The 11,377-nt window shown below is 76.0% G+C and carries 11 protein-coding genes, 1 tRNA gene and 1 pseudogene; 4 read left to right on the top strand and 9 right to left on the bottom strand.

Annotation, left to right across the window (positions count from 1 at the left end):
• Positions 1–2,891, top strand: a pseudogene (locus tag AB5970_RS18850) (hypothetical protein); the annotation flags it as partial.
• 7 nt (positions 2,892–2,898) lie between these two features.
• Here the strand turns inward: AB5970_RS18850 and AB5970_RS18845 are convergent.
• The 3 genes from AB5970_RS18845 to upp form a co-directional block, all read right to left on the bottom strand.
• Positions 2,899–3,564, bottom strand: coding sequence for an NAD(P)H-binding protein (locus AB5970_RS18845; RefSeq protein ID WP_370505486.1), 666 nt, complete (start codon positions 3,562–3,564; stop codon positions 2,899–2,901).
• Between the two features lie 95 nt (positions 3,565–3,659).
• A complete protein-coding gene (locus AB5970_RS18840) occupies positions 3,660–3,938 on the bottom strand; it encodes a hypothetical protein (RefSeq protein WP_370505485.1) in 279 nt (92 codons plus the stop codon).
• Between the two features lie 199 nt (positions 3,939–4,137).
• Positions 4,138–4,773 (bottom strand): uracil phosphoribosyltransferase, encoded by a 636-nt coding sequence (gene upp / locus AB5970_RS18835; protein WP_370505484.1) that lies wholly within the window; start codon positions 4,771–4,773, stop codon positions 4,138–4,140.
• Between the two features lie 41 nt (positions 4,774–4,814).
• Here upp and AB5970_RS18830 point away from each other — a divergent pair, with 41 nt between their 5' ends.
• The gene (locus AB5970_RS18830) at positions 4,815–5,294 is read left to right on the top strand and encodes a nucleoside deaminase (protein WP_370505483.1); all 480 of its coding nucleotides are present in this window, start codon (positions 4,815–4,817) and stop codon (positions 5,292–5,294) included.
• Here the strand turns inward: AB5970_RS18830 and AB5970_RS18825 are convergent.
• Genes AB5970_RS18825 through AB5970_RS18815 form a run of 3 tightly spaced genes read right to left on the bottom strand, consistent with a single transcriptional unit; the run spans position 5,282 to position 6,803 of the window.
• Positions 5,282–6,118: an NAD-dependent protein deacetylase gene (locus AB5970_RS18825; protein ID WP_370505487.1), complete on the bottom strand. Its 837-nt coding sequence runs from the start codon at positions 6,116–6,118 to the stop codon at positions 5,282–5,284. The genes AB5970_RS18830 and AB5970_RS18825 overlap by 13 nt on opposite strands.
• 42 nt (positions 6,119–6,160) lie before the next feature.
• The gene (locus AB5970_RS18820; protein ID WP_370505482.1) at positions 6,161–6,544 is read right to left on the bottom strand and encodes a type II toxin-antitoxin system VapC family toxin; all 384 of its coding nucleotides are present in this window, start codon (positions 6,542–6,544) and stop codon (positions 6,161–6,163) included.
• A 1-nt stretch (position 6,545) separates the two neighbouring features.
• Positions 6,546–6,803 (bottom strand): FitA-like ribbon-helix-helix domain-containing protein, encoded by a 258-nt coding sequence (locus tag AB5970_RS18815; RefSeq protein ID WP_370505481.1) that lies wholly within the window; start codon positions 6,801–6,803, stop codon positions 6,546–6,548.
• 82 nt (positions 6,804–6,885) lie between these two features.
• Here AB5970_RS18815 and AB5970_RS18810 point away from each other — a divergent pair.
• A tRNA-Ser gene (locus AB5970_RS18810) sits at positions 6,886–6,972 on the top strand.
• A 24-nt stretch (positions 6,973–6,996) separates the two neighbouring features.
• Here AB5970_RS18810 and AB5970_RS18805 read toward each other — a convergent pair.
• Positions 6,997–9,666: a LuxR C-terminal-related transcriptional regulator gene (locus AB5970_RS18805; RefSeq protein WP_370505480.1), complete on the bottom strand. Its 2,670-nt coding sequence runs from the start codon at positions 9,664–9,666 to the stop codon at positions 6,997–6,999.
• A gap of 167 nt (positions 9,667–9,833) precedes the next feature.
• Here AB5970_RS18805 and AB5970_RS18800 point away from each other — a divergent pair, with 167 nt between their 5' ends.
• Positions 9,834–10,310 (top strand): hypothetical protein, encoded by a 477-nt coding sequence (locus AB5970_RS18800; protein ID WP_370505479.1) that lies wholly within the window; start codon positions 9,834–9,836, stop codon positions 10,308–10,310.
• Here the strand turns inward: AB5970_RS18800 and AB5970_RS18795 are convergent.
• Both AB5970_RS18795 and AB5970_RS18790 read right to left on the bottom strand, forming a co-directional pair.
• Entirely contained in the window at positions 10,289–11,158 is an 870-nt protein-coding gene (locus AB5970_RS18795) for a PhzF family phenazine biosynthesis protein (RefSeq protein WP_370505478.1), read from the bottom strand. The two genes, AB5970_RS18800 and AB5970_RS18795, sit on opposite strands and share 22 nt — an antisense overlap.
• Before the next feature lie 19 nt (positions 11,159–11,177).
• On the bottom strand, positions 11,178–11,377 hold a 200-nt coding region (locus tag AB5970_RS18790), incomplete at its 5' end, for a hypothetical protein (RefSeq protein ID WP_370505477.1).

Raw genomic sequence — 11,377 nt, 5'->3', positions numbered from 1 at the left:
CGGCCGCGGGTGGCGTGGCGGCGTTCCTGGCCTCGATCCCGATCGGTGCCGCGGCGATCGCGGCCGGCAGCGTCGCGCTCGCGGCCGTCGCGGCGATCGGCGTCGCCACCCTGCTGGGCTCGCCCGACGACGCGGTCGTGGCGGGTCCGACGCCGTCCTCGAGCAGCGCACCCAGCACCCCGGCGCCCGAGCCCAGCGCGAGCACGGGCGTCGTGCCTGCGCCGCAGCCGACGGACGCGCCGACCCCCGCGCCCACCGACCTGCCGCCGGACGCGACGCTGCTGGGCGGCGACCAGCCGAACCCGTTCGTCGCCTCCGGGGACGTGACCGCCGACGGCCCGTTCTCGGCGCCCGCGGAACCGGTGGTCCCCGAGACACCGCCGGCGCAGCCGACCCCCGCGGCCGTGACCATCGACGTGCCGCCGGGCGGCCTGGCGCTCGAGGCCGGGCTCGCGGGACAGGAGCTGGCCGTCGGCGTCCGCAACGACGGGCAGTCCGCCGCGACCAACCTGGTCGCCGAGGTCACGCTGCCTGACGGCGTGACGCTCGACGGCGTCTCGGCGTCGTCGTTCGCCGACGTCTCGGCCGGGCGCTTCGCGGTGCTCGGCTCGGCCGGTTGGGTGTGCGTCGTGGGAGACGGGTCGAACCTCGCCCGGTGCACGCTCGACACGCTCCCCGGGCTGTCGACGTCCACCCTCGTGCTGCGGGTCTCGATCGACGAGTCCTACGACCGATCGGACGGCCAGGTCGGCCTGCGGGTGGTCGGCGCCGGCATCGACTACGTGGCCCCGCCCATCCCCGTGGCGATCGCCGCCTCGCCCGCCCGGCTGACCCTGCGGGCTGCCCCGGCGCCGCTGACCCTGGTGAGCGGGCGGACCCGGCAGCTCAACCTCGCGGTCGCCAACGTGGGCGGCACGAGCATCCCCGCGGGTGGCGGGGCCGTGGCCGTGCTGCTGCCGGCCGGCGTCACGGGAGCCGTCGCCCCCGGGTCGGGCACCTGGACCTGCTCCGGTGACCGCACCCTGCAGTGCCGCGCCGGCGAGGTAGGCCCCCGCACCGACGCGCCCCTGGCGCTGCTGCTGACCTCGGCGACACCCGACGTCGTCACGGACCGGACGCTCACCGTCCAGCTGGCCCCGAGCGGGCGGCGCACCTCCGAGAGCGTCTCGGTGGCGTTCTCGCTCCAGCGGCCGGCGGCGCTCACGGTCGCGGTGCCCGGTGCGGCGACCGTGGCGCTGGGCGCCACGGCGAGCGTGCCCGCCACCGTCACCAACACGGGCGACCTGCCGGCGGTGGGCGTGCAGGTCACGCTCCGGGCGCCCGCGGGTGTCCGGCTCGGCTCCCCCGCCGTGGTCGGCGGACCGTGGACCTGCCCGGCCACCTCGGGTGCGACCGTGGTGTGCACCGCGGCGCAGATCGACCCCGGTGCCACGGTCCCGCTGCCCATCGCCGTCGGCGCGGCACCCGGCACCGTCGGTGCCGCCGGCGCCCTCGAGGTCTCGGCGCAGGCTCCCGACGCCGACCCCTCCGCGGCGGTGAGCATCGCGGTGACCAGCCTGGCACCGAGCCTCGCGCTCGACGCAGGCGACCCCTACATCCTGCTGAGCGCGGACGGCACCGGCACGGCGCGGTTCACGGTGCGGGCCAGCGCCGCCGACGCCTACCGGCCCACCGCGACGCTGTCCCTGCCCGTGAACCTGCGGGCCGCGCTCGACGCTCCCGGGCCGCAGTCGGCCGGCTGCTCGGCCTCGGGCAACCGCCGCACGGTCACCTGCGCTCTCGACACGATCCCCGCGGGCGGCTCCCAGCAGGTGCTGGTGAACCTCCGGTGGGCGGGCAGCGCCAAGGGCACGGCGTCGGTCGACGTGATCGCCCCCGGCGCGGCGGCGCACGCGGAGCAGCCGGTGCAGACGTCGTCGGGCGGGCTCGACCCGCGCGGCAGCTTCCAGCACGCCGACGTGACCCAGGTCGGGGCGCCGCTGCTGTCCTGCGAGGCGGCCCTCGCGGAGTGCCGCTCGGCGCTGACCTCCGGCACCCGGGACAACAACTCGCTCCACATGGTGCCGCTCGACGAGGCCCCGCCCGCGGGGAAGGGTCCGCGCGGAGCGGTCCCGGTGTCCTCGACCGCCCGGCTGAGCGTCCCTGCCGGCCGCACGATCGCGTTCGCCGGCCTGTACTGGTCCGCGAACATCGGCCCCGGCGACAAGTGGAGCGGCAACCTGACCACGGCTCGGCTCCGCGGGCCCGGCGGCACGTACCAGAACGTGAACGGCAAGGTGCTCGCGCAGCCCACCGACAACGCGAACCGGCAGTACTACCAGTCGTTCGCGGACGTGACCGACCAGGTCGCCGCCGCCGGCCCGGGCGACTGGTCGGTCGCCGACGTGGCCGTGAGCGCGACCGCCTACGACAAGGACCGGACCTACTACGCGGGCTGGTCGCTGGTGGTCGTGTTCGCCGACCCGGGCTCCGCCGCGTCGGTGACCGTGTACGACGGCGGCCAGTGGATCGGCACGTCGACGACGCCGCCGGCCTTCGAGTTCGCGGCCGACGCGGGCACCACGGCGCGGATCGGCGTGGTGGCCTGGGAGGGTGACCGCACCGGGACGGGGGACCGGCTGCTGCTCGGCGACACGTGCGTGGCCGGCGGCGCCGCCAAGCACGCGCTCGTGCCCGTGCGGTGGGACGGCTCGAACGGCGCGGACAGCAACGCGTTCGACTCGACGGCGACGGGATGGCGCGCGACCAACTCGCTCGGCACGGACGCGAAGGCCTTCCGCGACGTGACGCTCGCGTGCGACGTGAGCTCCCTGACGGCGACGACCGCCGGCGACCAGTACCTCATCGGCGCGATCACCCTGCGCTCGACGCCGGCGGCCTCGGTCGGCTGACGGACCCTCAGGCGGGGCCGGTGCTCACGGCCGCCACGGCCGCGTCCACCGGAACGGACCCCCCGACGAGCTCGAGCACCAGCCCGGCGGACCGCGGCTCGTGCAGGAGCGCCGCGAGGACGGCGGCGACGTCGGCCCGCGGGACCGCTCCCCCGGGGACGGATCCGTCGAGGTGGACGGCGCCCGTCGGGGCGTCGTCGGTGAGCCGCCCGGGGCGCAGGACGGTCCAGCTGAGGTCGCGCGCGCGCACGTCGAGCTCGGCGGCCCGCTTGGCCACGAGGTAGGCCGCGAACACGTCGTCGGTGCCGGGCGGCGGGGGAGCGCCGGCACCCATCGACGAGATCAGCACGTAGCGGCGCACGCCGGCCTGCTCGGCGCCGTCGGCCAGCAGCGCCGCGGCCGCGCGGTCGACGGTGTCCTTGCGGGCGATGCCGCTGCCCGGGCCGGCGCCCGCCGCGAACACCACGGCGTCGGCCCCCGCGATCGCCTCGGCGACGTCCCGGGCGTTGGACCTCTCGAGGTCGAGGACGACGGCCTCGGCGCCGTCCTGGACGACGTCGTCGACGTGGGCGAGCTGGCGGATGAGCGCCACCGGCACGTCGCCGCGGGCACTGAGTGTCCGGGACAGGTGACGCGCGATCTGCCCGTGACCTCCCGCGATGGCGATGCGCATGCCCCCCACGGTAGGCACGGCCGTGACGACCTGCGACCGGGGGCGCGCTGCCGGGCCTCGAGCCCCCAGAGCGCGGAGCCCGGCAGCGCTCGTCTTCACCCGACGTCCCCCGGGTCGGCGAGGACGTCGAGGAGCCGCAGGTGGCTCAACCGGTCGCCCAGCCGGTGCACGTCGTCGGACCCCGCGGGTGCCAGCGAGAGGGCGGTGAACGTGTCCGCGCCGGGGATCAGCTCGGTGGCGAGCTCGCGCAGCACCTCGGCCATCTCGGCGAGCTCACCGGGCGCGCGGGCGGTGCCGGCCGGCAGGCTCACGTACAGGACGAGGCCGGGCTGAGGGTCGGCGTGCTGGACGGGCAAGGGGGCGGGCAGTGCCATGGACGTCTCCGGGTGCGCGGTCCGCGGCGCCCGGTGGACGGGCGGCGGTGTGGTCGGGGCCTGGGTGGATCAGGACCGATGACACGCGCACGGATACGCGGCGACGGGTCGCAGCGCAGACGTGGTCATGGAGCGACTGTCGCACGCCCTCTCGTCGTCACCAAGGGGGATTCGGCGACGTCCCAGCGGGTGGGACGGGTCAGACGACGCCGTAGAGCCGGTCGCCCGCGTCGCCCAGCCCGGGCACGATGTAGGCCTTGTCGTTGAGCCGCTCGTCGACGGCCGCGACGACCACGGAGACGTCGGCCCGGTCGCCGACGAACTTCTCGACGACCGCGAGCCCCTCGGGAGCGGCCAGGAGGCACACGGCGGTGACGTCGCGGGCGCCGCGCTTGAGCAGGTAGTCGATCGCGGCGACGAGCGTGCCGCCGGTGGCGAGCATGGGGTCGAGCAGGAAGCACTGCCGGCCCGAGAGGTCGTCCGGGAGCCGGTTCGCGTACGTGATCGCCTCGAGCGTCTCCTCGTCGCGCTGCATGCCGAGGAAGCCGACCTCGGCGGTGGGCAGCAGGCGCGTCATGCCGTCGAGCATGCCGAGGCCGGCCCGCAGGATGGGGACGACGATCGGGCGCGGGTCGGCCAGCTTGACGCCCGTGGTCGAGGTGACCGGCGTGACGATGTCGACGGACCGCACGTGCACCTCCCGCGTCGCCTCGTAGGCGAGCAGGGTCACCAGCTCGTCGACCAGCAGCCGGAAGGTGGGGGACGCCGTGGTGACGTCGCGCAGGACGGTGAGCTTGTGGGCGACCAGGGGGTGGTCCGCGACGTGCAGGCGCATGGGTTCAACCTACCGGGCGCACGGTGCGCGATGATGCCCCCATGACCGAGCCCCTGCGTGCGGAGCAGCCGGCTGACGCGTGGGCGATGGGGCTGGCGCTCGACGAGGCACGGCGCGCGGTGCTCACCGACGACGTCCCGGTCGGCGCGGTCGTCATCGGCCCGTCCGGCGACGTGGTCGGGCGCGGCCGCAACGCCCGCGAGGCCCACGACGACCCCACCGGGCACGCCGAGATCCTCGCCCTGAGGTCCGCCGCGGAGAGGCTCGGTCGGTGGCGGCTGGACGACTGCACCCTCGTCGTGACCCTGGAGCCGTGCCTCATGTGCGCGGGCGCCACGGTGCTCGCGCGGATCCCGCGGCTGGTGCTGGGCGCGTGGGACCCGAAGGCGGGCGCCTGCGGGTCGCAGTGGGACGTCGTGCGGGACCGGCGGCTCAACCACCGGGTCGAGGTGGTGGGTGGAGTGCGGGCGCAGGAGTGCGGGCTGCTGCTGCAGCGGTTCTTCGAGGCTCAGCGCGATTGACGGGGCGTCGGCAGCGTCTCCGACAGATCCGTCAGGGTCTCCGAGGTGCCCGCGTCGAGCGTCACCGCCGCGTACTTGTCGCCGCGGGTGGCGCCCCGGTTCACGACGACCACCGGCTTGCCGGTCTGCGCTGCGTGCCGCACGAACCGCAGGCCCGACTGCACGGTGAGCGAGGACCCGGCCACCAGCAGCGCGTCGGCGGCGTCGACCATCGCGTACGCCCGCTCCACCCGCTCGCGCGGCACGGTCTCTCCGAAGTAGACGATGTCGGGCTTGAGCATCCCGCCGCACGCGCTGCACGCGGCGACCACGAAGTGGCTGGTCTGCTCGATGACGGCGTCGGCGTCGGGCGCGATCTCGACGTCCGCGACGGTGTCGGCGAAGCCGGGGTTGAGCGTGTCGAGCCGGTCGGCCAGCTCGGCGCGCGAGATCACCGTGCCGCACGACAGGCAGCGGACGCGGTCGTAGCGGCCGTGCAGGTCGATGACGTGCCGGGAGCCCGCCGCCTCGTGCAGCAGGTCGACGTTCTGCGTGATCAGGCCGGTGACCACCCCGCGGGCCTCCAAGGCCGCGAGCGCCCGGTGGCCCGCGTTCGGCATGGTCCGGTGCACGTGCCGCCAGCCGACGTGGTTGCGGGCCCAGTAGTGCCGGCGGAAGCCCTCGTCCGCCGTGAACTGCTGGAACGTCATCGGGGTGCGCGGCGGGGAGTCCGGGCCTCGGTAGTCGGGGATCCCGGAGTCCGTCGACACCCCCGCGCCCGTGAGCACCGCCAGGTGGTGGCCCGCGAGCACCTCGACCACGTCGGCCAGGGAGCCGGCGGTCATCGGGACGGCGTCGGGGGAGCTCACCTCTCCACGGTACGACGGTCAGACGGCTTCGATGCGGGCGGTGTGCCCGTGCGCCCGGGCGAGGCGCTCGTCGCGGGTGAGCAGGGTCGCGTCCAGCGCCTCCGCCAGGGCGACGTAGGGGGCGTCGTACGCGCTGACCTGCTCCCGCAGCTCCCACGACCGCCGCAGCAGGGGGGTCACGTCGTACCGGGTGAGCGGGAGGTCGACCAGGTCGTCGACCGCGCCGCGCGCCCGGCCCACGGTGAGCGTGCCCCGCTGCGCGAGACGTCGGACGGCGCCGAGCACCTCGACGTCGAGGTGTGCCGGTGCGTGGAGATCGTCGCCTCCCGCCCGGAAGCGCTCGCGGAGCCGGTCGGGCTCGAGGAGGAAGTCCACGACCACCGACGCGTCGACCACGAGCACGTCAGCGGCCCCCGGTGAGGTGCTCGTCCCGGGCGTCGCGCTCGGCCTCGATGAGCTCGACCACGGGCTGGTCGGCCCGCGGGGGAGCGACGTCCCGCGCACGGATCCGGTCGGCCAGCTGGTCGAGCGTCGGGCGGGAGCCGATCCGGACCAGCTCGGCCAGCAGGAACTCGGACAGCGAGCGCCCGTCACGCGCGGCCCGCGCCCGCAGCTCGCGGTGCAGGTCGTCGGGCACGTGACGGATCTGGACCATGACCATGCGTCGAACGTAGTGTGCATGTCCCGCACATGCAACGCCCGATTCGGAGGCAGGGGCTCCGACCAGGTACCCTTCTCGCCGAGGTAGCGTGTCCGAGCGGCCTAAGGAGCACGCCTCGAAAGCGTGTGTGGGTGAAAGTCCACCGTGGGTTCAAATCCCACCGCTACCGCGTTCACGAAGCCCCCGCCGGGTCTCACCTGGCGGGGGCTTCGTCCGTCCCGGCGCGCCGCGGCCCGCTCGGCGGCGCCAGCAGGTGGGCGAGCTCCGAGCGCGAGGTCGCGCCGACCTTGGCCGAGGCCCGGTAGAGGTGGCCCTCGACCGTGCGGACGGAGACGACCAGCCGGTCCGCGATCGCGCGGTTGGTCAGACCCTGCGCGGCGAGGAGGGCGCACTCGCGCTCCCGGTCGCTCAGCGCGGCCGGGGCGTCGATCGCCGATAGCGCAGGGCTCCACGCCCCGCCGCACGCGGTGGCCAGGCGGTGCGCCGCCGCGGAGGCCGACAGCGCTGAGCCGTGCAGGCTGTGCGCCCGGAACTGCAGCGCGGCCTGAGCCGCGGCGTCGGCGGCCGCCAGCAGGTCGCCGGCGGACTCGAGGCGGGCGGAGACGTCGAGGAGCGCCGCGCCGTCGCCGCGCGCGAGGGCCGACGCGTGCCGCGCCGCCAGCTCCGCACGCCGTCCGTCGACGACGAGGGCGAGCTCGGCGAGCCGGTCCGCGCACTGTCGGTCGTCGAACCGGACGGCGACCTGCAGGGCCTGGACCTCGCAGGCGCGCTGCCCGCTCTCCCGGGCCATCGCGGCCGCGGCCAGCGCACGGTCCCGGGCCTGGGTGGTCGAGCCCTGGGCGGCGGCCACCCACGCGTCCGCGAGCGCGATCTCCGGGGCGTACCGCAGGAACCCGGTGTGCGGGTGCGCGAGCAGCGTCGCGTAGGCCTCGGCTGCCCGCTCCGGGTCGCCGCTCTGGGCGGCGGCTCGCACGACGGCGAGCAGGCCCACGACCAGCCACCCCGAGGTGTCCCCCATGACAAGGAAGGCGGCCGACGACGCCGAGAGGTGGTCGAGGGCCGCGGGCAGCTGCCCTCGGCCCAACGCCGTCAGGCCGAGCATCATCGCGGACATCGCCTGCGGAGCGCCGGGGAGGTCCGCCAGCGCGCCGACGGCCTCGGCCACCAGCTCCTCCGCCTCCTCGAGCTCGCCGAGGCCCAGGAGGGCCGCCTCGCAGGTCATGAGGACGGGGTACCGGAGCATGGCGACCGCGGGGTCGGCCTCGGAGAACTGCTGCGCGAGCTGGAGGTCGCGACGCATCGCCGTCGTGTCGCCGAGGTCGCCGTGCGCGACGAGGAGCCCCCACTCGAGCAGGATCGACGCGACGGCCGGGGGGTCGGCCCAGTCGGCGCGCGCCGCGGACGTCGCGACGGCTTGGTCGGGGAATCCGCGGAAGGCGTCCATCGCGGTGTGGATCCCGGCCAGGCCTTTCGCGACGGCCGGGTCGCCGACGAGCCCCACGACTTCGGCGAGCACGTCGGAGGCGCCGGCCGCATCACCCAGGTCGAAGAACAGGTTCCCCGCGCGCAGGGTGGCCAGGGCGACGAGGAACGCGTCGGGTCCCTCCCACGGGACGGTGGCGAGCAGCTCGCGCGCGTCGTCGCCGCGGCTCATCAACGACACCGCCATCGCCCCGACGACGAGCGCCTCCGCCCCGCCACCCGCGGCCGCCGACGCCGCCGCGAGTCGCTCCGCCAGCGCCAGCTGCAGCAGGCGGGACGCCTCCCGTGCCCCCGCGAGGAACAGGTCGCCGTCGGGCGGCAGGTCCGACTCGAGGGTGAGGACCGCCCGCCGCAGGGCCGCGTCGACGCCGAGTCGGACGGTCGGTGTGTCGGACTTGAGCATCCCGGCGGCCACCCCGCGCAGCCGCGCGGCTCGCACCGCGCCGATCCCGAGGCGTCGGACGTCGCCGTACAACGGGTGCGCAAGCCGCAGGGTGTCGGGTCGCCCGTGCGGCGTCGCGACGACGAGCCCGGCGGTCTCGGCGCTCTCGATGGGGGCTCCGCCCAGGCCGGCTCGGACAGCGTCGAACGGGAGCGGCTCGGCGATCGCGAGCAGGTCGACCAGGTCGGCGACGTCGGTCGGGATCGACCCCATCTGGGCGGTGATCAGCTCCATGAGGGTCGGCGACAGGACCGGGTCGCCGTGCCACACCCAGGTGCCCGCAGCGGGCTCGAGGCGACCCGCGCGGCATTCGTCGTCGATGATGCGGCGCGCGTAGAGCACGTTGCCCTGCGTGAGGTCCCACAGCCTGGCTGCTGCGGCGGCGTCGACGGGTCCGCCGAGGACGGCGCGGAGCAGCTCGGCGGACTCCGGCTCCGCCAGCGGTGCGAGGTCGACGCGGTCCAGCAGGCCGTCCTTCCACAGCGCGGCGACGGTCTCGGGCACGGGTTCGCCGACGCGCAGGGTCAGCAGCACCCGGGCGCGGGTCTTGTGGACCAGCTGGTGCACCACGAGCGACGACGTCTCGTCGAGCTGGTGGACGTCGTCGACCGCGATGACGGTGCGGGCTCCGTCCGTCCCCGCGAGCAGCGCGTCGAGCACGACGCTGACCACCCGGAACGGGTCCGCGCTGCCGTGGGGGACCCGGAGACCCGCGAACACACCGAGGGGAAGGCGCTTGGCGGAGGCCGTGGCGACGAAGGACTGCACCGACCGGTCGCGCACGTCGATCCGCGCCGTGGCCTCGGCGGCGAGCCGGGTCTTGCCGACACCCGCGGGGCCGGCGATGACCGTGCCACGCCAGCCGTCGTCGCCGGTGAGTGTCGAGGTCACACGCGCGAGCTCGCCGTGGCGTCCCACCCATGGCCCCCCGAGGCTCATGGTCGCGATGGTAGACCTCGGACCCGGGCGCGCCGCCAGCCTCCGATGCGTAGCGAGTGCCGGTCGACCCCCGGGAACGGGTAGCGCGCTACTCGATGCACGCCGACCGGGGCGCGGCAGCGTGGTGGGACGAGAAGCACGCCGGCCGACCACGAAGGGACCGTGCCATGACCCACGCGACCCTGAGCCGCGACGCCCACCTCGAGACCGTGATCGAGTTCGAGCTGCAGCCCGAGCCTGCGGACGCGCCCCCGCGTGACCTGAGCCGCCGCGTGGTGCTCGCGCGCCGGTTCGCGGGGATCGCCGGCGCCACCCTCGGGACCGCCGTGTTCGCTCTGGTGGCGAGCGGGATCGCCACCGGTGGTGCTCCGAGCCCGTCCCCCGCTCCCGCGGCGCACCCGACGGCCGTGAGCTCGTGCCGCTCGGTCGGCGAGCCGCCGCCGTCCGCGGCCGACACGCGCGCGTGGTGCGCCTGGCCGGCACCCGAATCGCCGTCCGCCGAGGTGGCCGCGCGCGCCGCCCGCGACGCCGCGGTCGCCCGCGCCCGGGTGTGGGTGCAGACCCACGGGCCGGGCAGCGGCGGGTACCGGACGTGGGGCTCGTCCGAGCCCGACGCGGCCGGTCAGCGGATGGGGTCGCCGTGATCTCCGGGTGACGCCCCCGCCGCCATCTCCTCCGCGGTCCCCGACACCCGCACGCGGCCCTCGCGCGGGACCTCCACCACCAGGAGCGACGGCCGACCCACCTCGGACCCCTGGTCGACCGTGAACGTCGCGGGGACGTCGATGTACCCCCGCGCCCGCAGGTACGCCCCGAGCCCGGCCGCCGCGGACCCCGTCGCGGGGTCCTCGCGGATGCCGCCCCGCGGGAACGGGTTGCGCGACGCGAACCGCGTCGCCGACAGCCGCTCGACCACCGGCACGGTGCCGTCCCACCCCTGCGAGTCCTGCAGCCGGAGCACCGCGTCGCCGTCGTGGTCGAGCCGCCCGAGGACGCCCGCGCGGACCGCGACGAGCGGGTGCAGGTTGCCGCCGTGCACCAGCGCCGGGCGCATGGCGGGGTCCAGGTCGCCGCGATCAAGGCGCAGCGCGCGCAGGAGCTCGTCGAGGAGGGCGTCGTCCAGCTCCTCGATCGGCGTCTCGACGGCCACCAGCGTGGCCCGCTCCGTCGTGGCCTCGACGGGCACCAGTCCGGCGTTCGTCGTCAGCCGCACGACCGGCGCCGCGTCCCGCCGCCGCGCGAGCGCGACGCCCGACGCGACCGTCGCGTGCCCGCAGAAGGCGATCTCCGCGCGCGGGGTGAAGTACCGCACCCGTGCCGCGTCCGGCTCGATCGCGGTGAGGAACGCGGTCTCGCTGTACCCCAGCCCGGCGGCGATCTCGAGCATGTCGGCGTCGGTCAGCCCCTCGGCGTCCAGCACCACCCCGGCGGGGTTCCCCGACGCGGGGTTCGGCTCGGCGGTGGTGAACGCCCGGTACCTCAGGATCTCCATGCCCCCATCGTCCCCGCCGTCACGGGGTCGGGCGTCCGGGGACCACCGCGAACGCCGGACGCGCGCACTCGAGCTCCAGCAGGAGGCCGGCCCAGCCGCCGGCGAGGACGTCGAGCGGCTCGGCCGGCGTGTGCGGTTCGGCGAGGTCCGCCGCGATCCCGCGGGCGACGCGCAGGGCGGCGGGGCGGCCGTCCCGGCCCAGCCGCCGGCGAGGACGTC

The organism is Cellulomonas sp. ICMP 17802 (assembly GCF_041295535.1).
GTDB lineage: Bacteria > Actinomycetota > Actinomycetes > Actinomycetales > Cellulomonadaceae > Cellulomonas.
This window is presented reverse-complemented; position numbering and strand designations above follow the sequence as displayed.